Origin of the sequence: Mycobacterium timonense, assembly GCF_025821985.1 — a bacterium.
Taxonomy (GTDB): Bacteria; Actinomycetota; Actinomycetes; order Mycobacteriales; family Mycobacteriaceae; genus Mycobacterium; species Mycobacterium avium.
Genome location: NZ_JACKSY010000051.1, coordinates 142975 through 168160, shown reverse-complemented (window position 1 = coordinate 168160; position 25186 = coordinate 142975). Strand labels below are relative to the sequence as shown.

22 protein-coding genes and 3 tRNA genes are annotated in these 25186 nt (G+C 68.4%); 12 read left to right on the top strand and 13 right to left on the bottom strand.

All coding sequences use genetic code 11. The features are described from left to right. Positions 1 to 459: 459 nt before the first annotated feature. From H7I87_RS29360 to H7I87_RS14820, 4 genes are all read right to left on the bottom strand, one after another. On the bottom strand, positions 460 to 936 hold the full coding sequence (locus H7I87_RS29360) for an Imm61 family immunity protein (RefSeq protein WP_224110941.1): 477 nt from the start codon (positions 934 to 936) through the stop codon (positions 460 to 462). Then, a complete protein-coding gene (locus H7I87_RS14830; RefSeq protein WP_023882262.1) occupies positions 936 to 2834 on the bottom strand; it encodes a TNT domain-containing protein in 1899 nt (632 codons plus the stop codon). Before H7I87_RS14830 ends, H7I87_RS29360 begins: the two co-directional genes overlap by 1 nt. Before the next feature lie 154 nt (positions 2835 to 2988). Next, entirely contained in the window at positions 2989 to 4545 is a 1557-nt protein-coding gene (mbtM, locus tag H7I87_RS14825; protein ID WP_023882263.1) for a long-chain-fatty acid--ACP ligase MbtM, read from the bottom strand. Continuing rightward, positions 4542 to 4805 (bottom strand): acyl carrier protein, encoded by a 264-nt coding sequence (locus tag H7I87_RS14820; protein WP_003872109.1) that lies wholly within the window; start codon positions 4803 to 4805, stop codon positions 4542 to 4544. The genes mbtM and H7I87_RS14820 overlap by 4 nt, the downstream gene beginning before the upstream one ends. A gap of 225 nt (positions 4806 to 5030) precedes the next feature. On the opposite strand from H7I87_RS14820, the gene H7I87_RS14815 reads away from it, so the two are divergent. After that, positions 5031 to 5534, top strand: a complete 504-nt coding sequence (locus H7I87_RS14815; RefSeq protein WP_023882264.1) for a DinB family protein — start codon at positions 5031 to 5033, stop codon at positions 5532 to 5534. A gap of 96 nt (positions 5535 to 5630) precedes the next feature. Here H7I87_RS14815 and H7I87_RS14810 read toward each other — a convergent pair. Further along, positions 5631 to 5713: transfer RNA gene (locus H7I87_RS14810), tRNA-Leu, on the bottom strand. A gap of 252 nt (positions 5714 to 5965) precedes the next feature. Between H7I87_RS14810 and H7I87_RS14805 the strand changes: the two genes are divergently transcribed. The 7 genes from H7I87_RS14805 to pknB all read left to right on the top strand — a co-directional run bounded on the left by H7I87_RS14805 (position 5966) and on the right by pknB (position 15797). Next, positions 5966 to 7603, top strand: a complete 1638-nt coding sequence (locus tag H7I87_RS14805; RefSeq protein ID WP_033718855.1) for an FHA domain-containing protein — start codon at positions 5966 to 5968, stop codon at positions 7601 to 7603. Positions 7604 to 7727: 124 nt separating this feature from the next. Beyond that, a complete protein-coding gene (locus H7I87_RS14800) occupies positions 7728 to 8195 on the top strand; it encodes an FHA domain-containing protein FhaB/FipA (RefSeq protein ID WP_023862093.1) in 468 nt (155 codons plus the stop codon). A gap of 64 nt (positions 8196 to 8259) precedes the next feature. Continuing rightward, positions 8260 to 9759: a protein phosphatase 2C domain-containing protein gene (locus H7I87_RS14795; protein WP_023862094.1), complete on the top strand. Its 1500-nt coding sequence runs from the start codon at positions 8260 to 8262 to the stop codon at positions 9757 to 9759. Further along, positions 9756 to 11165 carry an FtsW/RodA/SpoVE family cell cycle protein gene (locus H7I87_RS14790; RefSeq protein ID WP_003872104.1) on the top strand — a complete coding sequence of 470 codons (1410 nt, stop codon included), beginning with the start codon at positions 9756 to 9758 and terminating at the stop codon, positions 11163 to 11165. The genes H7I87_RS14795 and H7I87_RS14790 overlap by 4 nt, the downstream gene beginning before the upstream one ends. Then, complete coding sequence (gene pbpA, locus H7I87_RS14785) at positions 11162 to 12640, top strand: D,D-transpeptidase PbpA (RefSeq protein WP_003876791.1); 1479 nt, start codon at positions 11162 to 11164, stop codon at positions 12638 to 12640. Before H7I87_RS14790 ends, pbpA begins: the two co-directional genes overlap by 4 nt. After that, positions 12637 to 13920 (top strand): serine/threonine-protein kinase, encoded by a 1284-nt coding sequence (locus tag H7I87_RS14780; RefSeq protein WP_003872102.1) that lies wholly within the window; start codon positions 12637 to 12639, stop codon positions 13918 to 13920. The genes pbpA and H7I87_RS14780 overlap by 4 nt, the downstream gene beginning before the upstream one ends. Then, positions 13917 to 15797, top strand: a complete 1881-nt coding sequence (gene pknB, locus H7I87_RS14775; RefSeq protein ID WP_003872101.1) for a Stk1 family PASTA domain-containing Ser/Thr kinase — start codon at positions 13917 to 13919, stop codon at positions 15795 to 15797. The genes H7I87_RS14780 and pknB overlap by 4 nt, the downstream gene beginning before the upstream one ends. Here the strand turns inward: pknB and H7I87_RS14770 are convergent. Both H7I87_RS14770 and H7I87_RS14765 read right to left on the bottom strand, forming a co-directional pair. After that, a complete protein-coding gene (locus tag H7I87_RS14770; protein ID WP_011723284.1) occupies positions 15775 to 16461 on the bottom strand; it encodes an aminodeoxychorismate/anthranilate synthase component II in 687 nt (228 codons plus the stop codon). The two genes, pknB and H7I87_RS14770, sit on opposite strands and share 23 nt — an antisense overlap. A gap of 48 nt (positions 16462 to 16509) precedes the next feature. Next, positions 16510 to 17253: a DUF881 domain-containing protein gene (locus tag H7I87_RS14765; protein ID WP_003876787.1), complete on the bottom strand. Its 744-nt coding sequence runs from the start codon at positions 17251 to 17253 to the stop codon at positions 16510 to 16512. 130 nt (positions 17254 to 17383) lie between these two features. On the opposite strand from H7I87_RS14765, the gene crgA reads away from it, so the two are divergent. Then, the gene (crgA, locus tag H7I87_RS14760) at positions 17384 to 17665 is read left to right on the top strand and encodes a cell division protein CrgA (protein WP_003872098.1); all 282 of its coding nucleotides are present in this window, start codon (positions 17384 to 17386) and stop codon (positions 17663 to 17665) included. A gap of 155 nt (positions 17666 to 17820) precedes the next feature. Then, positions 17821 to 18246 carry a PH domain-containing protein gene (locus tag H7I87_RS14755; protein WP_031348217.1) on the top strand — a complete coding sequence of 142 codons (426 nt, stop codon included), beginning with the start codon at positions 17821 to 17823 and terminating at the stop codon, positions 18244 to 18246. Between the two features lie 11 nt (positions 18247 to 18257). Here H7I87_RS14755 and H7I87_RS14750 read toward each other — a convergent pair whose 3' ends face one another. After that, positions 18258 to 18806 (bottom strand): peptidylprolyl isomerase, encoded by a 549-nt coding sequence (locus H7I87_RS14750; RefSeq protein WP_009974159.1) that lies wholly within the window; start codon positions 18804 to 18806, stop codon positions 18258 to 18260. 90 nt (positions 18807 to 18896) lie between these two features. Here H7I87_RS14750 and cwsA point away from each other — a divergent pair, with 90 nt between their 5' ends. Next, positions 18897 to 19331, top strand: coding sequence for a cell wall synthesis protein CwsA (gene cwsA, locus H7I87_RS14745; protein ID WP_011723281.1), 435 nt, complete (start codon positions 18897 to 18899; stop codon positions 19329 to 19331). Position 19332: 1 nt separating this feature from the next. On the opposite strand, the gene H7I87_RS14740 is transcribed toward cwsA, so the two are convergent. After that, the gene (locus tag H7I87_RS14740) at positions 19333 to 20547 is read right to left on the bottom strand and encodes a cytochrome P450 (RefSeq protein ID WP_031348218.1); all 1215 of its coding nucleotides are present in this window, start codon (positions 20545 to 20547) and stop codon (positions 19333 to 19335) included. Between the two features lie 196 nt (positions 20548 to 20743). Here H7I87_RS14740 and H7I87_RS14735 point away from each other — a divergent pair, with 196 nt between their 5' ends. After that, positions 20744 to 21322, top strand: a complete 579-nt coding sequence (locus H7I87_RS14735; protein ID WP_010948692.1) for a TetR/AcrR family transcriptional regulator — start codon at positions 20744 to 20746, stop codon at positions 21320 to 21322. On the opposite strand, the gene H7I87_RS14730 is transcribed toward H7I87_RS14735, so the two are convergent. The 4 genes from H7I87_RS14730 to gyrA form a co-directional block, all read right to left on the bottom strand. Further along, positions 21313 to 21385, bottom strand: a tRNA-Ala gene (locus H7I87_RS14730). The two genes, H7I87_RS14735 and H7I87_RS14730, sit on opposite strands and share 10 nt — an antisense overlap. A 159-nt stretch (positions 21386 to 21544) precedes the next feature. Continuing rightward, positions 21545 to 21621: transfer RNA gene (locus H7I87_RS14725), tRNA-Ile, on the bottom strand. Positions 21622 to 21691: 70 nt separating this feature from the next. Continuing rightward, the gene (locus tag H7I87_RS14720; RefSeq protein WP_011723279.1) at positions 21692 to 22555 is read right to left on the bottom strand and encodes a DUF3566 domain-containing protein; all 864 of its coding nucleotides are present in this window, start codon (positions 22553 to 22555) and stop codon (positions 21692 to 21694) included. Positions 22556 to 22657: 102 nt separating this feature from the next. After that, a complete protein-coding gene (gene gyrA / locus H7I87_RS14715) occupies positions 22658 to 25177 on the bottom strand; it encodes a DNA gyrase subunit A (RefSeq protein ID WP_011723278.1) in 2520 nt (839 codons plus the stop codon). Between the last annotated feature and the right edge of the window lie 9 nt (positions 25178 to 25186).

Sequence of the window (25186 nt, the reverse complement as noted above, 5' to 3'; positions counted from 1 at the left end):
GGCTCGACGTCCTCAGCAAATCCCGCGCCGACCACACCCCATCAACAGAGCAGGAGGACACCCCCGCGGCACTGACCGCCTGAACCATCACCCCGAAGAATCACACGACGACGTCGTACACCACGTCACTGGACTTGACCNGGGGCGCAATTACTCAGTGTGACAACATGTTTCGCGATCTGTTTCTCGCGCGGACCATCGGTCCGACCAGGCCCGTGCGGACGTTTCAACGGCCCCGGGGATGGTTCGACACTGCAGTTGAGTGGGTGTTCGGCTGCCCAGTTTCGACCGATTATGCGATGCCTTCTCTGACCATCTGCTCGGCGCAACGCCACGTGTGCTCGAGACGCATCGGACCTCGACCACGTCACAGATCCGGTCACGCCGGAAGTCCCGCAGTGGGTGGCATTGGTAGCCCCCCTCGCGCGGCGGGCCGCGGAATCGGCGTTTACCACACGATCAGCTGGGCTCACCCGTAATCAGCCGCTCGATCTGATCCACCGATTTATCGATCAGATGGCTGAAGATGGTGGCGTTCACCTCAGACAAGATGGCGCAATCGTTACCTGAGCAGATTTTGTATTTCGTGTCGATTTTGGATACTTCGATTTTCGGGGCGAATCCTTGCTTGGCAAGGTCGGCGCCCAGACGGCCAGATGCGAGGTCCGAACGCGCCGTCGTGGCCCAGTCCCAAATGAGATACTTTTCGGCCAACTCGAAATTCGACAGTTTGGCAGCCGCGTTGCGGCGCTGCCCACGGTCATTAACCGTATCGACTACCCACCAAGTTTGTTCTTCACGGACGTGGACAGAATAGTCGGTACTTGTGAAGCGAATTGCACAGTCTTCGCAGTCTGTGGTGACGCCGATATTACCGCCACCTATTGCGGGCCCCCAACGATGCCAATTGACTGACAAGCGCGAGAAATCGACCATTAGTTAATCCTTCTCAAGTAGCCCCACCTGACCAATTCCGCGACATCGCCCGTCGCTCCCTCTTCGTTAATAATGCGGTACTGCTGACCGCCGCCGGGCTGATGAAACCACGGCGCCACCTCCGACTGCTCAATGTGCCACCCGGGCGGAAGGCGGGTCGGGTCGTCGACCACATATTGAAAGTACGGCTTGCCGGCGCTTCCTGGTGGGAGGGCCAGTTCGGCGAACGGTGTTCCTTCGGGGGCCAGGTATCCGCCACCGGGAAACCCGAATCGGCTCAGAACTGTCCCAGCCGACAACTGAGCATCCGGGACGACCGTCCCGGGTACCGCGTACGGCTTGGTCGGCAACGTGTCGTCGGGATATCGCAGGCTGCCGTCGGCGTTGGTGAATTCCGGGCCGGGATCGATCGGATGGTATCCCTCGAAGAGCGGATGGTCCGAGGCAAGCGGGGGTGGCGGCGGCTGTTCCGGCGGTAAAGGCGGCGGACTGTCGGGCACGGCGACGTGCGGCCCACCGGGCGCATGTTCGACGGGTGCATCGGCCGGGGGAGTGTGCTCCACGGGAGGAGGCTCAAGCGGATGGGTACTGGGAACGGGCTCGCCGCCGATGCCGCGCGGGTACTCGGCCTCAGCGAGCGCCGCACGCACCTCAGCCCCCGTCATCGCCCGGGAGATAACGTTCTCGCTCGTCAATCCCTCCAACATCTCCCGGCTGAATAGCGTTTTCAGGCCTTGCCAAGCGGCAGTACCGCCCACCTTGAGTCCGTATCCGCCTACCGCGGTCGTGATGGCGGTCCACAACGGCTCGGAGGTGGCTTCCACCTTCCCCGGATCGGGCGTGCGCATTCCGGTCAACTTGCCGCCGTTGAAGATGTAGTACGTGCCGGTGGCCTGGTCGAAGAATTCGCCCGTCCCGTTTTTGAGCTGGCCGACAACCTGTACGGGCTGCCCGTTGACGTTGTAGGTGAACATGAAGTGGCCATCGGGCGTGACATTCACCGACGCGGGGTCGACGCCGGTGTAGTCGGGAATCTTGCCCAGGTCGTCGAGCGCATGGGCGAGATCGGCCTTGAGCTTGGGTAGCTGGGCGCTGGCGGCCTCGCCTTCCGGCGAGCCGGGCCCGTGGGCATAGACGTCGGCTATCGCCTTGTCCAGAGCCCGCTGCGCGGCACGCACCTTGGCCATCTGGTCCAGGACGGCCTGATTGGTGGCCCGGCGAATGTCATCCAAGGCGGCCTGTTGGGCCGGAGAGGCCGGGGCGACGCCGTCGGCGTCGACACCATGGAGGGGCGCGCCGTCATACCCTTCGGCGTGCAGGCTGTTCAACGACTTTTGCAGCCCATCGGCGTAGCCGTTGCGGATCGCTTGCAGATCAGCCAGGGCCGCCTTGGTGTCGCGCAGGGCGTCGTCCTCGCATGTGTTGATGAGGGCATGCAGCGCATCCCGGTCAGCCGGACTGAGGCTCTTGTCGTTCAATAGGGCGACCGCCTCGACCACCAGGTCGGAAATGTTCTTCAACTGGGCATCCAGAGTGGCGATCCGCGCCGCACCCGCTTTCTGCGCCTCGGCCAGCGCGGCGGCAATGCCTTCCAGGTCGGCGCCGATCTTGGGCAGCTGCAAGGACTGGGCCCCAAGGGCTTTCGTGACGCGTTGCACTTCCTCGGAGTCGTTGATGGGATGATCGCCGTCCTGGTGATTCCAGGCCGCGTCGAATCGTGACCGCGCCTGCTGGAACGCGTTGTCGGCTTCCTGCGTGCAGCGGCCCGCGCGGTGGAAGGCCCCGGCCAGGTTGGATATCTGTGACGGGCTGCCCGCCTGCAGGCTCGCATTGATCGCCCACGGGTCACCGCCGGCTTCGGCGATCAGCGCCTGCTTATCTATGTACGGGAGTCCCATGGCACCTTCGCGGCCGAGCGCTCATCGCCACACCGGCGCCGCGTGCTGACGCGCATCTGCAACCCTCCCGAACTGCTCATGAGGGTACTGGCGCGGGCGCACCGGTCAATTCACTACAGCCGAACAACCGCCGGGTCGGCCGAAAACCGTCCGCTCAGCCCAGCAGTTGGCGGCGCACCTCGAGTCGCCTGAGTTTGCCCGACGACGTGCGCGGCAGCGACCCCGGCGGCATCAGCACGACGTCCGCCGGTGTCACCCCGCAGACCGAGATGACCCGCTTGATGACGGCGCTGCGCGTCACATCACGGTCCGCTCCGACGAACTCGGCCGCGATCAGCAATCGGGATTGCGCCGCACCGGATTTGGATCCCACCGCGACCACGCCGCCGTGCCGCACGCCGTCCACTTGCGCGGCCACCTGTTCGATCTCGGTGGGAAAGATGTTGCGGCCGGCAACGGTGATGACCTCTTTGGACCTACCGCAAATGACCAGCGCGCCGTCGACCAGATAGCCGATGTCCCCGGTCGGGAACCAATCACCGTCGGATCGGCCCGTCGTGTCGCCCAAATAGCCGGTCATCATCGACGATCCGCGGATCTCGACCTCCCCGACGCCCTCGCCGGACGGCTCGTCGGTCGCAGCTATGCGTAGCTCCATCCCGGCGATGGCGCCGCCCAGCAGGGCATACCGTTGGCGCACACCGGATTCCGTTCGCTCGTCGATCTGCAATCCCTCTCCGCAGCCGGGCATCGTCACCGCACACGTCGCCTCGGCCATCCCGTAGGCCGGAGTGGCGGCCGCTGCCCGAAAGCCGAACGGCGCCATCGCCGTTGCGAACCGCTGGAACCCCTCGCAATCCACCGGCTCGCCCCCGTTGATCGCAATCCGCAGCGCCCCGAGGTCAACGTCGCGCACCCTCCCCGAGTAGCGGCCGATCATCGAGTAGCCGAAATTGGGGCCGGCGGTGAACGTTGCCTGGCTGTCGGACAGCCACTCCGCCCAGCGCAGCGGCGCCGCCGAGAAGGCGCCCGTCGGCGCCTGCCACAGTGGCATGCCGCTGAGCACGGAGGTGAGCAGGAACGCCAACCCCATGTCGTGGTAGAGCGGCAGCCACGAACATGCCCGATCCGAAGCACCGTCGAGCCGCAGCCGCTCGATGAGGCCGCGCATATTGCTCAACACCGCGGCCGGCGACAGCACCGCCGTGCGCGGGTTCCCCGTCGAGCCCGCCGTGCCCTGCAGGATCGCAACGCCCGAATCATCTTGGTACTCAAGGCCGGTCGACGACGGGGTGCGAGCCGCCTGGGCCAGGTCGCAAACGGAAACGGCGGAGTCGGCGGCGGCCAGGGTGCGCAGCACACCGCCATGACTCAGCACCGTGTCGACGCCGATCCCGCCGAAGCGCTGCAGGGTGCTGTGCGCCCATTCCGACGGGTCGGCGCCCCGCCGCGGCCGGGGGAGAAGGGACACCGCGACGCCGGCCAACCACGCGCCCTGGATGGCGGCGATCAGTTCGACGGTCGGCTCACCGACGAGGCCCACGGCTCCCAGCCGGTCCCGCTGAAGCAGACGCGCGGCGATGCTTTCGGCCATGCCGTGCACCTCGGGCCAGGGGCAGGACCGCCATGTGTCGAAGTCTTTGTCCAGGACCACCAGGTCGTGCGGTGATCGGGTCATCGCGTCGCGCATCGCGGCGGCGAGGACGTTCATGCGTTGACCCTGGCGGCGATCGCGGACTGCAGGTCGCCGACGGTCGTGCAATACAGCAGGTCTTCCTCGCTCAACTGCGTACCGAAGCGTTCTTCGATGGCGACCAGGCTGACGGCGAACGCGACCGAGTCCATTCCCAGGTCGTCGATCAGACGCGTTGTGGGACTGAGTGATTCGAACTTGAGGTCCAGGTCGTCGCGAAGGATGCTGACCAACCGATCATCGACGGCGCGGGGCAGTGGTGGATTGGAGGAGGTCATTACCCGGACCATACCGACACGATTTAGGTAAGGCTACCCTCAGCACACGGGTGTGGTGTGCGTCACGCCAACCACGACGCGGCGCGCCGGCCGTCGCCCAAGGCCAAGACCAAACCAAGACCAAGACCTGCCCAGACCGGCGTGACTTGCCCACGGCGCCAACCACTTCGGAAGCGGTCGGCTGCTCACGGCGCTCGGACGCCCGGCGACCCGGTCTGCCATCATGTGCTGGTGACCGATCCGTGCCGGGAATGCGGTTTCGCTTACGACCTGCGGCAGGCCCCAACCGCCGGCGATGACGTCCGCGCGCGAGTGGCCGAGGTCGTCACGATCTTGTGCGACAACACAATTGACGTTCGCTCTCGGCCACGTGATGGTGTCTGGTCGCCGCTCGAGTACGGTTGCCACCTGCGGGACGTATTGCTGGTGCAGCGCGAGCGGGTGCTCGCGGCGCGGCGGACGAATGGGGCCGACTGCGTCTCGATGGGCCGCGAGGACCGCGCCGTTCATGATGGATACAACGAGCAGGAACCCGGCACCGTGGCTCGCCAACTCGCCGACGCCGCATTGCTGTTCGGCAATGTGCTGGCCCGGTTGACGACGGCGGACTGGGACCGCACCGTCGTCTACCACTACCCGGTGACCGCCGAGCGGTCGCTGCGCTGGGTCGCGGTGCACACCGCACACGAAGCCCAGCACCACCTGCTCGACATCCGTCGCCAACTATGACGGTAGGCCGCGCGCACGCCCGCACCGCCGATCCCCGGAAAGCACGAAGGTCACGACCTCTTTCGAGGCCGTGACCTTTCGTAGAACCGCTCAGTGTGGGCGAAGGGGGACTTGAACCCCCACGTCCCGAAGGACACTGGCACCTGAAGCCAGCGCGTCTGCCATTCCGCCACTCGCCCGGAAAACAACCGATGGACCATACCACTGTAATGGCCCGATTCCCGAACCGCCGCAGTGGGGCCGTGGCCCGCCGTCCATTATGCCCAACCCCGCGGGCGCGCCCCTGAACTGCGTGGATGCGGTTCTCGCGATTTCGGAAGTGCCGCGGCGTCGTGCTGTCCCGATACCATGCGGGAGTGAACCAGCACCCGGGTGATTCGTTTGCCGCGCACCGGCAATACCTGAGGGCAAGTGCGGGCGAACGGTAGAACATGAGTAGCCAACGGGGGCTGGTTGCACGGATCGAGCGCAAACTCGAGGCGACGGTCGACAACGCGTTCGCCCGCGTGTTCGGCGGGCCCATCGTCCCGCAAGAGGTCGAGGCCCTGTTGTGCCGCGAGGCCCGCGACGGCGTCCAGAAGCTGCACGGAAATCGCCTTTTGGCCCCCAACGAATACATCATTACCCTCGGTATGCACGACTTCGAGAAGGTCAGCGCCGATCCGGATCTCACGTCGAGCGCTTTCGCGAGGTACTTGGCTGACTACATCCACGAACAGGGGTGGCAAACGTATGGTGAGGTGGTCGTTCGGTTCGAGCAGTCGTCGAGCCTGCGCACCGGCCAGTACCGCGCCTGTGGTGCTGTCAACCCTGATGTCCAGCCCCGCCCGACGGTCGACGACCCCGTCCGGCCACAATCAAATAACGCGTTCGGCGAAGAACGAGGAGTAGCACCAATGACTGACAATTCGAGCTACCGCGGGGCTCAGGGGCCGGGACGGCCCGGCGACGAGTACTACGACGAGCGCTACGGGCGTCCCCAGGACGACGCGCGCGGTGGCTCTGAGCCGCAGGGTGCGCCGGACCAGCGCGGCGGCTACCCGCCTGAACAGGGCGGCTACCCACCCCAGCAGGGCTACCCGCCGCCCCGCCACCCCGAGCAGGGCGGCTACCCCGAGCAAGGCGGCTACCCGCCGCCGCAGAGCTACCAGGAGCACGGCGGATATCCCGACCAGCGTGGCGGCTACCCCGAGCCGGGCCAGGCCGGCTACCCGCCCCAGCAGCACGGCTATCCCGACCAGCGCGGCTACCCCGAGCCGGCGCAGGGCGGCTACCCGCAGTCCTACGAACAGCGTCCGCCCGCGCCGCCGGGATACGGCGGCCAGGGCTATGACCAGGGCTACCGGCCACCCGGCGGCGGCTACCCCCCGCCCGGCGGCCAGCCCGCCGGCGGCCCGCAGGGCTACGGCGGTTACGGCGACTACGGTCGCGGGCCGGCCCGCCCGGACGAGGGCGGCTACGCCCCGCCCGAGCAGCGGCCCGCCTACCCGGAGCAGGGCGGCGGCTACGACCAGGGCTACCCGCAGGGCGGGGGATACGGCCGCCAGGACTACGGGTCCGCCGAGTACACGCAGTACGCCGAGCACGCCCAGGGCGCTACCTACGCCCCACCGGGCGGCGGCTACCCCGAGGCGCCCGGCTCCGAGTACGAGTACGGCCAACCCGCCGACTACGGCCAGCAGCCGGAGTACGCCCAGCCGGCCGAGTACGGTCAGCCCGCCGACTACGGGCAACAGGCCGGCGGCTACGGCGGTTACGGCCAGGGCGGCTACGGGTCCACCGGCACCACGGTCACCCTGCAGCTCGACGACGGCAGCGGCCGCACCTACCAGCTGCGCGAGGGCTCCAACATCATCGGCCGTGGCCAAGACGCGCAGTTCCGGTTGCCCGACACCGGCGTCTCACGGCGGCACCTGGAGATCCGCTGGGATGGACAGGTGGCGCTGCTGTCGGACCTGAACTCCACCAACGGCACCACGGTGAACAACGCACCCGTCCAGGAGTGGCAGTTGGCCGACGGGGACGTCATCCGGTTGGGCCACTCGGAGATCATCGTCCGGATCCACTAGGCCACTGGGCTCACCGCTGCCGTGCTTCGCCCCGTGTCGACCACCGTCCAAGTATCGTGACGTAGCCGATGTGCTCGGAGTCACGGGCGCCGGAGACACGACGCTAGGACGGAAAGGACGCCAGATGCAGGGACTGGTACTGCAGCTGGCGCGCGCCGGATTTTTAATGTTGCTATGGGTATTCATCTGGTCCGTGCTGCGAATCCTGCGGACCGACATCTATGCGCCCACCGGTGCCGTCATGGTGCGTCGCGGCCTGGCGCTGCGCAGCACCCTGCTGCCGTCCCGTCAGCGCCGCCACGCCGCCCGCTATCTGGTGGTGACCGAGGGCGCGCTGGCCGGCGGGCGCATCACCCTCAGCGGGCAGCCGGTGTTGATCGGGCGTGCTGACGACTCGACCCTGGTGCTCACCGACGACTACGCCTCGGCGCGGCACGCCCGGCTGACTCAGCGCGGCTCGGAGTGGTACGTCGAGGATCTAGGATCGACCAACGGCACTTACCTCGACAGGGCAAAGGTGACCACTGCGGTACGAGTTCCGATCGGAACGCCGATTCGAATCGGCAAAACGGCGATCGAGTTGCGCCCATGACCCGCGCCTACGGCGATGACACCGGCTCGGCGGGTTCGCCCGCCGGGATCAAGGAGCAACGCCCGTGACCCTGGTCCTGCGGTATGCCGCGCGCAGTGATCGCGGCCTGGTGCGCTCCAACAACGAAGACTCCGTCTATGCCGGCGCCCGGCTGCTCGCACTGGCCGACGGCATGGGCGGCCACGCCGCCGGCGAGGTGGCGTCCCAGCTGGTGATCGCCGCCCTGGCGCACCTCGACGACGACGAGCCCGGCGGCGACCTGCTGGCCAAGCTCGACGAGGCGGTGCGCGCCGGCAACGCCGCGATCGCCGCGCAGGTGGAAGCGGAGCCCGAGCTGGAGGGGATGGGCACCACCCTCACCGCGATCCTGTTCGCCGGCGACCGCATCGGGCTGGTGCACATCGGCGACTCCCGCGGCTACCTGCTGCGCGACGGCGAGCTCACCCAGATCACCAAGGACGACACGTTCGTCCAGACCCTGGTCGACGAGGGCCGCATCACCCGGGAGGAGGCGCACAGCCACCCGCAGCGCTCGTTGATCATGCGCGCGCTCACCGGTCACGAGGTCGAGCCGACGCTGACCATGCGCGAAGCCCGCGCCGGCGACCGCTACCTGCTGTGCTCGGACGGGTTGTCCGACCCGGTCAGCGACGAGACCATCCTCGAGGCCCTGCAGATCCCAGACGTGGCCGAGGCCGCCTACCGCCTCATCGAGTTGGCGTTGCGCGGCGGCGGCCCGGACAACGTCACCGTCGTGGTCGCCGACGTGGTCGACTACGACTACGGCCAAACCCAGCCGATCCTGGCCGGCGCGGTGTCCGGCGACGAGGACCAGCTGACCCTGCCCAACACCTCCGCGGGACGCGCCTCGGCGATCCGGCCGCGCGACGAGTCCGCGAAACGCGTTGCGCCGCAACCGGAAACACCCAGCCGGCCGCGGTGGTCGCGGCGACGGCTGTTCGTCGTCATCGCCCTGGCGGTGATGCTGGTGTTGGCCGGCCTCACCGTGGGGTGGTGGGTCATCCAGCGCAACTACTACGTCGCCGAATACAACGGCCGGATCTCCATCGTCCGCGGGATTCAGGGCAGCCTGCTGGGGGTGCCCCTGCAGCAGCCCTATCTGGTGGGCTGCCTCAACGCGCGTAACGAACTGTCGCTGATCAGCTACGGGCAGTCCGGCGGCTCCAACTGCCAGCTGATGACGCTGCAAGACCTGCGCCGCCCCGGGCAGGTCCAGGTGCAAACCGGGCTGCCCGGCGGCAGCCTTGACCAGGCCGAATCGCAGCTGCGTCAACTGCTGGCCGAATACCTGCTGCCGCTCTGTCCGCCGCCGCGCGCCACCTCACCGCCCGGGGCGCAGGCCACCCGCAGCCCTGTACCCGAAACCGGCGGCCCCGCGTCGCCCGCACCACCGACCACCAGCGCCAGCCCCACTCCCAGCACAAACGCCGCCCCCGGCCCGGCGAGCTCTTCGCCGGCAGGCCCGACCACCACGTCGCAGACGTTGACCGCGCTTCCCGGGCCCCCTCTTCAACCGGGCATCGACTGCCGGACGGTGGCATGACCACACAACTTCAGCCGCCGGTCGCGGTCACGCCCCCGCTGCCCACCCGGCGCAACGCCGAGTTGTTGCTGCTGGGGTTCGCCGCCACCATCACCGTGGCCGCGCTGCTGATCGTTGAAGCCAACCAACAACACGATCTGCGCTGGAACGCGGTCAGCTACGGACTGGTGTTCCTGGTCGTCTTCGGATCCGCGCACATGGCCATCCGGCGATTTGCGCCCTACACCGACCCCCTGCTGTTGCCAATTGTGGCATTGCTCAACGGACTTGGGCTGGTCATGATTCACCGGCTGGATCTGGTGACCAATCAGCTCAGCGGCCGTCACCACCCGAGCGCCACTCAGCAGATGCTGTGGACCCTGATCGGTGTGGTGACCTTCGCACTGGTGGTCACCTTCCTCAAAGACCATCGACAGCTCGCGCGCTACGGCTACATCTGTGGACTGGTCGGCCTGGTATTCCTGGTGATTCCCGCTCTGTTGCCGGCCTCGCTGTCCGAACAGAACGGCGCCAAGATCTGGATTCGCTTCCCGGGGTTCTCGATTCAGCCCGCCGAGTTCTCCAAGATCTTGCTGCTGATCTTCTTCTCCGCGGTGCTGATCGCCAAGCGGGGCCTGTTCACCAGCGTCGGCAAGCATTTCATGGGTTTGACGCTGCCGCGTCCGCGCGATCTCGCCCCGCTGCTGGCGGCCTGGGTGATCTCGGTCGGGGTGATGGCCTTCGAAAAAGACCTTGGCACTTCGCTTTTGCTCTACACCTCGTTTCTGGTGGTGGTGTATCTGGCGACTCAGCGGTTCAGCTGGGTGGCCATCGGCCTGGTGTTGTTCGTCGCGGGAAGCGTTGTCGCGTATTACATTTTCGCGCACGTCCGGGTGCGGGTGCAGATGTGGTGGGACCCGTTCTCCGACCCCGACGGCAGCGGCTACCAGATCGTGCAGTCGCTGTTCAGCTTTGCCACCGGCGGGATCTTCGGCACCGGGCTGGGCAACGGTCAGCCCGACACCGTGCCCGCCGCGTCGACCGACTTCATCATCGCCGCCTTCGGTGAAGAGCTGGGGCTGGTGGGGCTGGCGGCCATCTTGATGCTCTACACCATCGTCATCGTGCGTGGTCTGCGCACCGCGATCGCCACCCGGGACAGCTTCGGCAAGCTGCTGGCCGCCGGCCTGGCGTCCACGCTGGCCATCCAGCTGTTCATCGTCGTCGGCGGGGTCACGCAGCTCATCCCGCTGACCGGGCTGACCACCCCGTGGATGTCGTACGGGGGTTCGTCGTTGCTGGCGAACTACGTGCTGCTGGCCATCCTGGCGCGGATCTCGCACAGCGCCCGCCGTCCGTTGCGCACCCGCGCCCGCACCGAGCCGTCGATCGCGGCGGCCAGCACCGAGGTGATCGAGAAAGTATGAACGCCTCCCTGCGCCGGATCTCGGTGACCGTGATGGCGTTGATCGTGCTGCTGCTGCTCAACGCCACGATGACGCAGGTCTTCGCGGCCGACTCGCTGCGCGCCGACCCGCGCAACCAGCGGGTGCTGCTCGACGAGTACTCCCGCCAGCGCGGCCAGATCGTGGCCGGCGGCCAGCTGCTGGCCTACTCGGTCGCCACCGACAACCGGTTCCGCTTCCTGCGGGTCTACCCCAACCCCGCCCAGTACGCGCCGGTGACCGGGTTCTACTCGCTGCGCTACTCGAGCACCGGGTTGGAACGCGCCGAGGACCCGCTGCTGAACGGCTCCGACGAGCGGCTGTTCGGGCGCCGGCTGGCCGACTTCTTCACCGGCCGCGACCCGCGCGGCGCCAACGTCGACACCACCATCAGGCCGCGGGTCCAGCAGGCGGCGTGGGACGGCATGCAGCAGGGCTGCGGCGGCCCGCCGTGCAAGGGCGCGGTGGTCGCCCTCGAGCCGTCCACCGGCAAGATCCTGGCCATGGTGTCGTCGCCGTCCTACGACCCCAACCTGCTGTCCTCGCACGACCCCGAGGTGCAGGCGCAGGCGTGGCAGCGGCTGCGCGACGATCCCGACAACCCGATGACCAACCGGGCCATCTCCGAGACCTACCCGCCCGGCTCGACGTTCAAGGTGATCACCACGGCGGCCGCGCTGCAGGCCGGCGCCAGCGACACCGAGCAGCTGACCGCCGCGCCGTCGATACCGCTGCCCAACAGCACCGCGACGCTGGAGAACTACGGTGGGCAGGCGTGCGGCAACGACCCGACCGTGTCGTTGCAGCAGGCCTTCGCCCTGTCCTGCAACACCGCGTTCGTCCAGCTCGGCATCCTCACCGGCGCGGACGCGTTGCGCAGCATGGCGCGCTCGTTCGGCCTGGACAGCACGCCCAGCGTCATCCCGCTGCAGGTGGCCGAATCGACCATCGGCATCATCCCGGACGCCGCGGCGCTGGGCATGTCGAGCATCGGTCAGAAGGATGTCGCGCTGACCCCGTTGCAGAACGCCGAGATCGCAGCGACCATCGCCAACGGCGGGGTGACCATGCAGCCCTATCTGGTCGACAGCCTCAAGGGCCCCGACCTGACCACGATCAGCACCACCACCCCTTATGAGCAGCGGCGCGCGGTGTCGCCGCAGGTCGCCGCTAAGCTAACAGAGCTGATGGTCGGCGCCGAGAAGGTCGCACAGCAGAAAGGGGCCATTCCCGGCGTGCAGATCGCATCCAAGACGGGTACCGCAGAGCATGGCAGCGATCCGCGGCACACACCGCCGCATGCGTGGTACATCGCTTTCGCGCCCGCACAGACCCCCAAGGTCGCCGTGGCGGTGTTGGTGGAGAATGGCGCCGACCGCCTGTCCGCGACGGGGGGTGCACTCGCCGCGCCGATCGGACGGGCTGTGATCGAGGCCGCGCTACAGGGAGGACCATGAGCCCGCGAGTTGGTGTGACGCTGTCTGGCAGGTACCGCCTGCAGCGCCTGATCGCCACCGGCGGCATGGGTCAGGTCTGGGAGGCGGTCGACAACCGGCTGGGCCGGCGCGTCGCGGTCAAGGTGCTCAAACAGGAGTTCTCCCAGGACCCCGAGTTCATCGAGCGGTTCCGCGCCGAGGCGCGCACCACGGCGATGCTCAACCACCCGGGCATCGCGGCCGTGCACGACTACGGCGAGAGCCAGCTGGACGGCGAGGGCCGCACCGCCTATCTGGTGATGGAACTGGTCAACGGTGAGCCGCTGAACTCGGTGCTCAAGCGGACCGGCCGGCTGTCGCTGCGGCACGCGCTGGACATGCTCGAGCAGACCGGCCGCGCCCTGCAGGTCGCGCACGCCGCCGGCCTGGTGCACCGCGACGTCAAACCGGGCAACATCCTGATCACCCCGACGGGGCAGGTGAAGATCACCGACTTCGGTATCGCCAAGGCCGTCGACGCCGCGCCGGTGACCCAGACCGGAATGGTGATGGGCACCGCCCAATACATCGCGCCCGAGCAGGCGCTGGGTCACGACGCCACCCCCGCCAGCGACGTGTACTCACTGGGAGTTGTCGGCTACGAGGTGGTTTCGGGCAAGCGGCCGTTCAGCGGGGATGGGGCGCTGACGGTGGCGATGAAACACATCAAGGAGCCTCCGCCGCCGCTGCCCGCGGAGCTGCCGCCCAACGTGCGCGAGCTCATCGAGATCACCCTGGTGAAGAACCCGGCGATGCGCTACCGCAGCGGGGGGCCGTTCGCCGACGCCGTCGCCGCGGTGCGCGCCGGTCGCCGGCCGCCGCGGCCGAGCCAGTCCCCGCCGCCCGGGCGGGCGTCACCGGCGGCCATTCCGTCCAGCCCCACCACCCGGGCAGCAGCCGTGTCCTCCGGGCGCACCGCCGCGCCGCGGCGGACCCGGCCGGCCACCGGCGGCCACCGCCCGCCCCCGGCCCGGCGCACCTTCTCGTCCGGCCAGCGCGCGCTGCTGTGGGCCGCCGGGGTGCTGGGCGCGCTGGCGATCATCATCGCGGTGCTCATCGTCATCAACTCCCGCGCCGACCAGCAGCAACAGCCCCCTACGGTCACCGACACCGGAACCCCACCCGCCTCGGCGCCGCCGCCGACCAAGACGCCGAGCGGCTCCGGGGCCCACCCGGGCCTGCGGCTGGACTGGCCGGATGACGGCACAATTGGGGCGTCTGGATTCCGCGACGGACCCGCCCGACACTGGACATCGCAATGACCACCCCGCAACACCTGTCCGACCGCTACGAACTCGGCGAGATCCTCGGCTTCGGCGGCATGTCCGAGGTTCACCTGGCCCGTGACGTCCGGCTGCACCGCGACGTCGCGGTCAAGGTGCTGCGCGCGGACCTGGCCCGCGATCCCAGCTTTTACCTGCGCTTCCGGCGCGAGGCGCAAAACGCCGCCGCGCTCAACCACCCGTCCATCGTCGCCGTCTACGACACCGGCGAGGCGGAGACGCCCTCCGGGCCGCTGCCCTACATCGTCATGGAGTACGTCGACGGCGTGACGCTGCGCGACATCGTGCACACCGACGGGCCGTTGCCGCCGCGGCGGGCCATCGAGATCATCGCCGACGCCTGCCAGGCGCTGAACTTCAGCCACCAGAACGGCATCATCCACCGCGACGTCAAGCCGGCGAACATCATGATCAGCACCACCAATGCCGTCAAGGTGATGGACTTCGGCATCGCCCGCGCGATCGCCGACAGCGGCAACAGCGTCACCCAGACCGCGGCGGTGATCGGAACCGCGCAGTACCTCTCGCCCGAGCAGGCCCGCGGCGACGCCGTCGACGCGCGCTCGGACGTCTACTCGCTGGGCTGCGTGCTGTACGAAATCCTCACTGGCGAGCCGCCTTTCACCGGCGACTCGCCGGTGGCGGTGGCCTACCAGCATGTCCGCGAAGACCCGGTGCCGCCGTCGCAGCGGCACGAAGGCATCTCCGCCGACCTCGACGCCGTCGTGCTCAAGGCGCTGGCCAAAAACCCGGACAACCGCTATCAGACCGCGGCCGAAATGCGCGCCGATCTGGTCCGGGTGCACAACGGCGAAAAGCCGGAAGCGCCAAAGGTTCTCACCGACGCCGAGCGCAGCTCGCTGTTGTCGTCCGGTGCCGGGGCCGCGGGTCCGTCACGCACCGATCCGCTGCCTCGCCAGGTGCTCGCGGACAGCGGCGAGGACCGCACGGTGGGTTCGGTGGGCCGTTGGATCGTGGCGGTGGCCGCGCTGGCGGTCCTGACCATCATCGTCGTCATCGCGTTCAACACCTTCGGCGGCGGCGCCCGCGACGTCCAGGTGCCCGACGTGCGCGGGCAGGTGTCCGCCGATGCCATTGCGGCGCTGCAGAACCGCGGCTTCAAGACCCGCACCCTGCAGAAGCCGGACTCGGCCATCCCGCCCGACCACGTCATCGGCACCGACCCCGGCGCCAACGCGTCAGTCAGTGCGGGCGACGAGATCACCATCAACGTCTCCACCGGGCCCGAGCAGCGCGAGGTGCCCGACGTCTCGTCGCTGAGCTACTCCGACGCGGTCACCAAGCTCAAGGCCGCCGGGTTCAGCAAGTTCAAGCAGGCGAACTCGCCGTCCACACCCGAGTTGTTGGGCAAGGTGATCGGGACCAACCCGCCGGCCAACCAGACGTCGGCGATCACCAACGTCATCACCCTCATCGTCGGCTCGGGGCCGGAGACCAAGCAGGTGCCCGACATCGCCGGGCAAACCGTCGACATCGCGCAGAAGAACCTGACCGTCTACGGCTTCACCAAGATCACCCAGGTACAGGTGGACAGCCCCCGCCCGGCCGGCGAGGTGATCGGCACCAATCCGCCCAAGGGACAAACGGTTCCGGTGGACTCGGTGATCGAACTGCAGGTGTCCAAGGGCAATCAGTTCATCATGCCCGACCTGTCCGGGATGTTTTGGACCGACGCCGAACCGCGGCTACGGGCGCTGGGCTGGACGGGGATCCTGGACAAGGGTCCCGACGTCGACGCCGGCGGCGCCCAGTCCCACCGGGTGGTGTATCAGAACCCGCCGGCCGGGGCCGGGGTCAACCGGGACGGGATCATCACGCTGAAGTTCGGTCAGTAGCGGCCGGATCGGCCGGGAGATACGGTCGCACCGCGGCGTGGACGTCGTTTTCCAGCCGGCGCACCAGGGTGTCGTCGCGCACCCAGCCGCATTCGGTGAGCCAGTTCGCCAGCATGCGATGACCACCCTCGGTCAGGATCGACTCCGGGTGGAACTGGACGCCGTGGATCGGTAACTGCGTGTGGCGCACGCCCATGATCACACCGCTGTCGGTGTGGGCGGTGACCTCGAGCACCGGCGGCAGCGACTCGGGCAGGATGGTCAGCGAGTGGTACCGGGTGGCCGTGAAGGGGTTCGGAAGCCCTTGCAGCACACCGGCATTCGTGTGGTGCACGCTGCTGGTCTTGCCGTGCAGCAGTTCCGGAGCGCGGTCCACGGTGGCGCCGAATGCCACGCCGATGGCCTGGTGACCCAGGCAGACCCCCAGCAGCGGGGTGTGCTCGGCGGCGCAGGCGCGCACCACCGCGATGGAAGCGCCCGCGCGCTCGGGGGTGCCCGGCCCGGGACTGAGCAGCACCCCGTCGAACCGGCGGGCCACGGCGTTGTGGTCGGCGAGCCGGCTGTCGTCGTTGCGCCAGACGTCGGCGTCCACACCCAGTTGCCCGAGGTACTGCACCAGGTTGAACACGAAGCTGTCGTAGTTGTCGACAACCAGGATCCGCATCGTGCCAGGTTACCGCCCGCGGACGCTCGCTCCGCAGGTCAGTCGGCGTCAGTAGCCGATCGGGCCGTTGGGCTGGGCGAAATGCAGCCGGTCGGGCTCGAAGTGGCCGACCACCTGCACATCGGAGCGGACCTCTTCCTGATAGCCCAGGCCGAACCGGACCGCGTACTGCTTGTACAGCGTCACCAGGGGAGCCGCGGCCAGGGCGGCCTGCATGGCGGCGGCGTTGCCGATCGCGGTGATCGTGTAGGGCGGGCTGTAGGTGCGCCCGTTGAGCAGCAGCGTGTTGCCGACGCAGCGGGGCACCGACGTGGCGATGATCCGCTGGTCCTGCATCTGGATCGCCTCGGCGCCGGCGCTCCACAGCGCGTTGAGCACGGCCTGGATGTCCTGCTGGTGCACCACCAGGTCGTCGGGCGACGCGTCGCGGGGGAAGCGGCCGTTGGCGTCGCGCTGCGCATCCTGCAGGGTGACCACCAGGCCCGGCCCGTGCACCGGGCTCATCCCGGCCTCGCCGGCGAGCTGCGCGGAGCGGCGCAGCATCGCGGCCAGCGCGGCATCCGACGAGCGGCCGTGCGCGGCGTCGATCTTGGCGGCGAGCTGTTCACGCTGGGCACTGAGCCGGTTCACCGACGCCTGCGTCTCGCGCACCAGGTCCACCAGCCGGGGTGCGTCGCTGCGGCGTATCTCGGCGCCGCCGGACACGCCGTGCGTGGCCGCGAGCAGCAGTCCGGCCAGCAGGCACACCAGCGGGACGCCGAAGCGCCATGGCGACTGGCGCGTCTGGACCATCGACTCTCCGTTTTCCTGGCCACCGCGGCCGGTGCGTTAGTCTCGTAGCCAAGCTCTGGGTGCGGCTGCGATGTCCATCGTCGCACTCCGTCCCGCTCACCGTGTTGTTGAGGTAATCCGCGAGGTAATCATGCCCAAGTCCAAGGTCCGCAAAAAGAACGACTTCACCGTCAGCGCGGTCAGCCGCACGCCGGTGAAGGTCAAGGTGGGACCGTCCAGTGTGTGGTTCGTCGCGCTGTTCATCGGGCTGATGCTGATCGGATTGGTGTGGCTGATGGTCTTCCAACTGGCCGCGGTCGGCAGCCAGGCGCCGACCGCCCTCAATTGGATGGCGCAATTGGGGCCGTGGAACTACGCAATCGCGTTCGCTTTCATGATCACCGGTTTGTTGCTCACGATGCGCTGGCACTGAGCCGGCCCGCGTACGAAATGAATTCATTTTCGGGATGATTCGCACCCGCGCCAGCAACTTCCCGACCACCCAATCACACGCGTGTGATTTATCCCCACTGTTGATAGAGATTGTGGATAACTGCATCGGCCGTGGTGGGAGGGGCTAAGCAGCGCATGCAGCAAACACGGTGGGAGCCGCATCCGGCGGGAATCGCTGGTTGTGGAGTTGCGGGCGTCCTGATGGCTATCGCGGCTGTGACCGTGGTCACAGACCCGCCGGGGCGCGTTCTGGCCGGCGTTGCCGCGGCGGGTCTGCTCGTGTTTGCGGGGATGTCGTGGCGCGCGCGCCCGAAGCTGGCAATCACACCCGACGGGCTGGCCGTCCGCGGCTGGTATCGGACGCAGGTATTACCACGCCCCGACATCAAGATCATCCGGATCATCGAGTTCCGCCGCTACGGGCGCACGGTGCGGTTGCTCGAGGTGGAAAGCGCCGACGGAGACCCGGTGGTGCTGTCCCGCTGGGATCTCGGGGCGGACCCGCTCCAGGTGCTCGACGCGCTCACCGCCGCCGGTTACGCGGGCCCGCGACAGCGCTGAGAGGCCGCGTGCTACGAGATGGTGATCGACTCGATCACCACCGGCTCGGACGGACGGTCGTTGCCGTCGGTGCTGGTCGTCGAGATCGCGTCGACGACCTTCTGCGACTCCGGGTCGACAACCTCGCCGAAGATGGTGTGCCGCCGGTTCAGGTGCGGGGTCTTGTCCACGGTGATGAAGAACTGCGAGCCGTTGGTGCCCGGCCCCGCGTTGGCCATCGCCAGCAGGTAGGGCCGGTCGAACTGCAGCTCGGGGTGGAACTCGTCGGCGAACTTGTACCCCGGACCGCCGCGGCCGGTGCCGGTCGGGTCGCCGCCCTGGATCATGAAGCCCCGGATCACCCGGTGGAACACCGCGCCGTCGTAGAACGGGCCCGAGGAGCCGCCCGACGCGTTCTGGGTCGAGTACTCCTTGGTGCCCTGGGCCAGGCCGACGAAGTTGGCCACGGTCTTGGGCGCGTGGTTTCCGAACAGGGCGACCTTGATGTCACCGCGGTTGGTGTGCAGCGTGGCGGTAGCAGTCTGAAAGGGGCTGTTAGTCACGGCATCAGAGTCTGCCACTACGCCACGGCGTGCCCGCACGCGGCTCCGCCGATGTCCCTATGCTGGCAGTCTGTTCGGTGAACTGCGGGCTCGACAGAAAGGCGACCGATGCGCGCTAAGGCGGAAGACCGGCTGACCCCGCGAGAGCGACTGGCCCGCGGCCTGACCTACTCGACGCTGGGACCGCTGGACCTCACCCGGGGAGTCGCCGGTCTGAGCGGGCAGTCCGCGCGGTCGACGGCCGAGCAGCTGCGGCGCCGGTATCGGGAGGGGCGCCTGGCCCGAGACCTCGCCGCGGCCCAGGAGACCCTCGCCCAGGAACTGGCCGCCGCTCAGGAGGTGGTCACCGGCCTGCCCCAGGCGCTGCAGGACGCGCGGCGCGCGCAGCGACGGGGCAAGCGCCCGTGGATCATCGCCGGAGTCGCCGTCGCCGTTCTCGCCGGGGGCGCCGCCGCGTTCAGCATCGTGCGGCGCTCGGTGCGCGAGAAGCCGCAGGAGCCGCAGTCGCGGCCGCCGAGCGTCGACGTGCAACCGCGGCCGTAGCTCACCGCACGGCCAACCCCAGCCGTTCCCGGCGCCGGACCAGGATGCTGGGCAGCCAATCCCCGACGTCGGTCGCGTCGATCCAGCTGGTGCGCTCGAGCAGCCGGCGCAACACGATGTGGGCTTCCAGCCGGGCCAGCGCGGCGCCGACGCAGAAGTGGACGCCCTTGCCGAAGCTCAGGTGGCTCTTGGCGGCCGCGCGGTCGAGCCGAAACTCGTTGGGATCCTTGAAATGCGTCGGGTCGCGGTTGGCCGCTCCCCACATCAGCAGCAGGTGTGCGCCCTCGGGCAGCTCGATCCCGCCCAGCGTGGTGTCGCGCCACACGTGGCGGTAGTGACCCCGAAACGGCGCCTCGAAGCGCAGCGTCTCTTCGATGAAAGTGCTTAGCAACTCCGGGTTTTCGCGAAGCTGCCGTTGGATCGCCGGCCGGTCGGCCAGGATCCAGGCCGCGCTGCCCAGCAGCGACGCGGTCGATTCGCCGGCCGCGCTGAACAGCGTGAGCATGATTCCCAGCGCCGGCAGCTGCTCGAGTTCGCCGGCGGCGCAGCGCGCCGCAAGATCGGCCATCAGGCTGGATTCCGGCTTCTCGCTTGCCTTTTCGAAATGCTCCAGCACGTAGCCGGACAGTTCGATGGCGGCCATGCCGGCCTGCTCGAGCTGTTCGGGGGCGACGATCCCATCCAGCAGTGTGGTGGTGGCGTAGCCGAGCCGGATGAGTTTGTCGACATCGTCATCGGGCAGACCCAGCAGCCGGCAGACCACCATCATGGGCAACCGGTTGGCGATGGCGCTCATCCACTCGATCCGGCCGTCGGACAGGTTCTCGTCCCACAGCCGGTCGGCGGTCCGGGTGGCGAACTCCTCGATGATCCGGATTCGCTTGGCCGACAGGTGCGGCAGCAGGATCTTGCGGTGCACCGCGTGCACCGGGTCGTCGGCGGTGGCCAGCGCGTGCATCGGGGCGCCCGGTGCGCCCATGTCGAACGGGGTGACGGTGCCGTCCTCGTGGAAGACCATCGTCGCGGTGAGGTTGGAGGAGAAGTCCTCCACCCGCTCGATGGCCTCGTGCACCGCGTCCCACCCGCAGACGGCATAGAAGACGGAGTCGCCGATCCGGTGCACCGGCGCCTCGGCGTGCATGCGCTCATACAGCGGGTAGGGATCCTGTATCGCGTCGCTGCCGAAGAACCGGGTCGCGCTGTCCAACACCGCCATGGGTTTCAGGCTCGACGCGCCGTCTCGCGGCGTCAACGGGCCGCGGCGAAGTTGAGGAGCGGCTACGGCCGGGGACGGCGCCATTGGATGCGGGTGACCCGCCGCGAGCAGGCGGTTCCGATGAGAGATTGCGTCACAAAATTCTCACCGTGCGAAAGCACTTTGCGGGTCGTGCAGCGTGGTGGAGCATGGGTGGATGGCGCGGGACGACTGGCTGGTGGGCCGGGATCGGCGCAGCGCGGCCGCCGAGCGGATCTACGCCGCGGCCGCCGACCTCATCGCGCGCCGCGGCTACGACGGGTTCACGATCGAGGCGCTGGCGGCCCGGGTGCACTGTTCACCGGCGACCATCTACCGGCACGCCGGCGGCAAGGCGACCATCCGCGACGCCGTCGTCGGTATCCAGGCGGCCCGCATCGTCGACACCACGCGGGAGGCCATCAAAGACCTGCGCGGCCCCGAGCGGGTGGTGACCGCCACGATCATGGCGCTGGAACGGCTGCGCTCCGATCCGCTGGCTCAGCTGATGCGGTCGATCCACGCGGCCCCGGTCAGCGACTGGGTGATCAACTCGCCCACGGTGACGGCCCTGGCCGCCGAGATGCTCGGGCCCGGCCACGACGACCCGCTGGCGGCGCAGTGGCTGATCCGCGTCTTCCTGGCGTTATGGGGCTGGCCGCTCAAGGACCCGGCCGCCGAGCGCGCCCTGGTGCACCGCTTCCTCGGCGCGTCGTACCGCCCGGGCGGGGAGAGGGATTCGATTTGTGGAGCCTAGGGGAATCGAACCCCTGACACCCGCCTTGCAAAGGCGGTGCTCTACCAACTGAGCTAAGGCCCCGCTACCGTGACCCCTCATTGTGGCCCAGGGGCTGACCGGAATCCTGCACGGCCACGTGCCAGACCTCCACCCCGCGCCGTGACCACGCCACCGCCGCCAACACGGCGAACAATCCCAGTGGCAGCGCGAGTCGTACGCAGCGTCGTGACGGGCACATGGTGGTGGGCCTAGGAGGACTCGAACCTCCGACCTCTTCGTTATCAGCGAAGCGCTCTAACCGCCTGAGCTATAGGCCCGTACTGGCGTACGGCCGAGCGACGAGATTACCGCACCGGCCGCCCGACTCCCAAAAGCACAGCATCCACGCTAGTCGCGATCGGCCAGGGTGACCTCGATGCCGCCGATCAGATCGGTGGCCAGGTTGTAGATGAACGCCGCGATGGTCGCCATCGCGGTCAACAGCACGATGTTGACCAGGCCGATCAGCACGGCGCCGCCGAAAATGGTGCCGCTGGACACCAATTCGCCGCTGCTGCCGCTGGTGTTGTTCAGCAGGTCCCCGACGTTGCTGTTCAACTTCGACCACACGCCCATGCCACCGAGCACCAGGTAGAGGAACGCGACGGCGATCATCCAGACGAAGAACAGCGCCACCGAGAGCAGCAGCGACACCTTCAGGGTGCTCCACGGGTCGATCCGGCGGATCTGCATGCTGGCGCGAACTGGCCCGCGGGTGCGCCGCGACACCTGCACCCGGTCCCGGTTGTCCCGGCCCTCGCGGCTCTCGCCGCTCACTGGACGACCACCGCCTTGCCCGCCGGTCGTCTCGGCACCGCGCTCGGCGGCCGGCTTGCGGTGCGGGCCGCGCGGCACCGGCCCCGACAGGTCGGGCAGTTCGCTGGCGTAGGCCTCGGCGGGGGGTCCCTCACCGCGCTCCGGCTCCTTGGCGTGCGACGCCGTGCCCGGTGCCGCGGTGCCCGAGATGAAGCGGTTCAGCCGGGCCTCGGCCCCGCCGCCGGGCCGCTTCTCGGTGGGCGGCTCGTTCTGGCGCGGCGGGGGCTGCTGGGGCCGGGTGCTGCCGCGCTGCCACGGCGGTCCGTCGCCTGCCTCGGGGGCGCGGCCACCCGGCGCCGGCGGCGTCGCCCGCCGCACCCCGGCCCGCTCTGCCGAACCGTCCCCGTTGGGGGTCTCCCCCTTCTTGGGTGCGCCCGGCTCGTTCGGTGAACTCACCCCGACTCCTTAAGTCTCCTAGCCGGCCGCCCAGGGCAGTGGCAGTCGCGTTATGTGTGGTCCGGCTGAGTCTATTGCCCGGACCCGGTGGCCCGGTACCGGCTAGCCGTCCGACCCCGCGGCACCGTCGCTCTCCTCGACGGCCTCGTCCGCGGCTTCCTCGGCGTTGCGGGCGATGGCCAGCAGCGTGTCGCCCTCACCCAGATTCATCAGCCGGACGCCCTTGGTCTGCCGTCCCGCCTTACGGACCTGGCCCGCCGCGGTGCGGATGACACCGCCGCCGGAGGTGATCGCGTACAGCTCGCTGTCCTCGTCCACAATCAGCGCACCCACCAGCCTGCCACGGCGGCGGTCATACATCACGGTCAGCACGCCCTTGCCGCCGCGGCCCTGCACCGGATACTCCTCGATCGCGGTGCGCTTGGCGTACCCGCCGGACGTCGCCACCAGCAGGTAGGTGCCCTCGCGGACCACGTTGAGCGACAGCAGGTAGTCGTCGGCGTTGAAGCGCATGCCCTGCACACCGGAGGTGGCGCGGCCCATCGGGCGCAGCGCCTCGTCGGTCGCCGAGAACCGGATGGACTGGCCGTTGGCCGACACCAGCAGCAGATCGTCCTCGGCCGAGCACAACACCGCGCCCACGAGTTCGTCGTTGTCGCGCAGGTTGATCGCCACGATGCCGCCCGAACGGTTCGAGTCGAAGTCGGTCAGCTTGGTCTTCTTCACCAGGCCGTTGCGGGTGGCCAGCACCAGGTAGGGGGCGTCCTCATAGCTGCGGATCTGGATCACCTGGGCGATCCGCTCCTCGGGCTGGAACGCCAGCAGGTTGGCCACGTGCTGACCGCGGGCGGTGCGAGACGCCTCGGGCAGTTCGTAGGCCTTGGCGCGGTAGACCCGGCCCTGGGTGGTGAAGAACAGGATCCAGTCGTGCGTCGAGCACACGAAGAAGTGCCGCACGATGTCGTCCTGTTTGAGGCCGGCGCCCTGCACGCCCTTGCCGCCCCGCTTCTGGCTGCGGTACAGGTCGGTCTTGGTGCGCTTGGCGTAGCCGGTCTCGGTGATGGTGACGACGACGTCCTCGCGGGCGATCAGATCCTCGTCGCTGACGTCGCCGTCGGCGGCCACGATCCGGGTGCGCCGCGCGTCGCCGTGCTTTTCGACGATCTCGGCGAGCTCGTCGCGCACAATGCCGCGTTGCCGTTCCGGCTTGGCCAGGATGTCCTCCAGGTCGGCGATCTCGGCCTCGATCTTGGCCAGGTCGTCGATGATGCGCTGCCGCTCCAGGGCGGCCAGCCGGCGCAGCTGCATGTCCAGGATCGCCTGGGCCTGGATCTCGTCGATGTCGAGCAGCTCGATCAAGCCCTGCCGCGCGATGTCGACGGTTTCCGACGCCCGGATCAGGGCGATGACCTCGTCGAGCGCATCGAGCGCCTTGACCAGACCGCGCAGGATGTGGGCCCGCTCGTTGGCCTTGCGCAACCGGTAGGTGGTGCGCCGGACGATGACGTCGAGTTGGTGGTCGACGTAGTGGCGGATCAGCTGGTCGAGCCGCAGGGTGCGCGGCACCCCATCGACGATGGCCAGCATGTTGGCGCCGAAGCTGGTCTGCAGCTGGGTGTGCTTGTAGAGGTTGTTCAGCACCACCTTGGCGACGGCGTCGCGCTTGAGCTCGATGACGATGCGCAGCCCGACCCGGTCGCTGGACTGGTCCTCGATGTTGGAGATGCCGGCCAGCTTGCCGTCGCGCACCTGCTCGGCGATCGAGGTGATGAAGTTGTCGTGGTTGACCTGATACGGCAACTCGGTGATGACCAGCGAGGTGCGACCGCGCGAATCCTCTTCCACCTCAACGACTCCGCGCATCCGGATGGAGCCGCGGCCGGTCTTGTAGGCGTCGGCGATGCCCTGCGTGCCGACGATCAGGCCCGAAGTCGGGAAGTCGGGTCCTTTCACCCGTTCCATCACGGCGGCCAGGGTGGCCTCTTCGTCGGCCTCGTAATTGTCCAGCGCCCAGAACACCGCCTCGGCGAGCTCGCCGAGGTTGTGCGGCGGGATGTTGGTGGCCATGCCGACCGCGATGCCCCCCGACCCGTTGGCCAGCAGGTTGGGGAACCGGCTGGGCAGCACCGTCGGCTCTTGCACCCGGCCGTCGTAGTTGGGAATGAAATCGACTGTCTCCTCGTCGATTTCGCGCAGCATCTCCATGGCCAGCGGGGTCAGCCGCGCCTCGGTGTACCGCATCGCGGCCGGCGGGTCGTTGCCCGGCGAACCAAAATTGCCCTGCCCGTCGACCAACGGATAGCGCAGCGACCACGGCTGGGCCATCCGCACCAGGGTGTCGTAGATCGAGGCGTCGCCGTGCGGGTGGTAGTTGCCCATCGTTTCGGCGACCGACCGCGCCGATTTGGCGTGGCTGCGGTCCGGGCGGAAACCCGAGTCGTACATGGCGTAGAGCACCCGGCGGTGCACCGGCTTGAGGCCGTCGCGCACCTCGGGCAGCGCGCGGCCGACGATCACGCTCATCGCGTAATCGATGTAGCTGCGCTGCATCTCCTGCTGGATGTCGACCGGTTCGACGCGGTCGGCGGCGTCACCGCCGGGTGGCAGCGTGGTGTCAGTCATCTATTCCTC

Excerpts from the sequence above, each read along its gene's own strand:
- H7I87_RS29360 (WP_224110941.1), bottom strand. The coding sequence starts at position 936 with ATGGTCGATTTCTCGCGCTTGTCAGTCAATTGGCATCGTTGGGGGCCC.
- H7I87_RS14830 (WP_023882262.1), bottom strand. The coding sequence starts at position 2,834 with ATGGGACTCCCGTACATAGATAAGCAGGCGCTGATCGCCGAAGCCGGC.
- mbtM (WP_023882263.1), bottom strand. The coding sequence starts at position 4,545 with ATGAACGTCCTCGCCGCCGCGATGCGCGACGCGATGACCCGATCACCG.
- H7I87_RS14820 (WP_003872109.1), bottom strand. The coding sequence starts at position 4,805 with ATGACCTCCTCCAATCCACCACTGCCCCGCGCCGTCGATGATCGGTTG.
- H7I87_RS14805 (WP_033718855.1), top strand. The coding sequence starts at position 5,966 with ATGAGTAGCCAACGGGGGCTGGTTGCACGGATCGAGCGCAAACTCGAG.
- H7I87_RS14800 (WP_023862093.1), top strand. The coding sequence starts at position 7,728 with ATGCAGGGACTGGTACTGCAGCTGGCGCGCGCCGGATTTTTAATGTTG.
- H7I87_RS14790 (WP_003872104.1), top strand. The coding sequence starts at position 9,756 with ATGACCACACAACTTCAGCCGCCGGTCGCGGTCACGCCCCCGCTGCCC.
- pbpA (WP_003876791.1), top strand. The coding sequence starts at position 11,162 with ATGAACGCCTCCCTGCGCCGGATCTCGGTGACCGTGATGGCGTTGATC.
- H7I87_RS14780 (WP_003872102.1), top strand. The coding sequence starts at position 12,637 with ATGAGCCCGCGAGTTGGTGTGACGCTGTCTGGCAGGTACCGCCTGCAG.
- pknB (WP_003872101.1), top strand. The coding sequence starts at position 13,917 with ATGACCACCCCGCAACACCTGTCCGACCGCTACGAACTCGGCGAGATC.
- H7I87_RS14770 (WP_011723284.1), bottom strand. The coding sequence starts at position 16,461 with ATGCGGATCCTGGTTGTCGACAACTACGACAGCTTCGTGTTCAACCTG.
- H7I87_RS14765 (WP_003876787.1), bottom strand. The coding sequence starts at position 17,253 with ATGGTCCAGACGCGCCAGTCGCCATGGCGCTTCGGCGTCCCGCTGGTG.
- crgA (WP_003872098.1), top strand. The coding sequence starts at position 17,384 with ATGCCCAAGTCCAAGGTCCGCAAAAAGAACGACTTCACCGTCAGCGCG.
- H7I87_RS14755 (WP_031348217.1), top strand. The coding sequence starts at position 17,821 with ATGCAGCAAACACGGTGGGAGCCGCATCCGGCGGGAATCGCTGGTTGT.
- cwsA (WP_011723281.1), top strand. The coding sequence starts at position 18,897 with ATGCGCGCTAAGGCGGAAGACCGGCTGACCCCGCGAGAGCGACTGGCC.
- H7I87_RS14740 (WP_031348218.1), bottom strand. The coding sequence starts at position 20,547 with ATGGCGGTGTTGGACAGCGCGACCCGGTTCTTCGGCAGCGACGCGATA.
- H7I87_RS14735 (WP_010948692.1), top strand. The coding sequence starts at position 20,744 with ATGGCGCGGGACGACTGGCTGGTGGGCCGGGATCGGCGCAGCGCGGCC.
- gyrA (WP_011723278.1), bottom strand. The coding sequence starts at position 25,177 with ATGACTGACACCACGCTGCCACCCGGCGGTGACGCCGCCGACCGCGTC.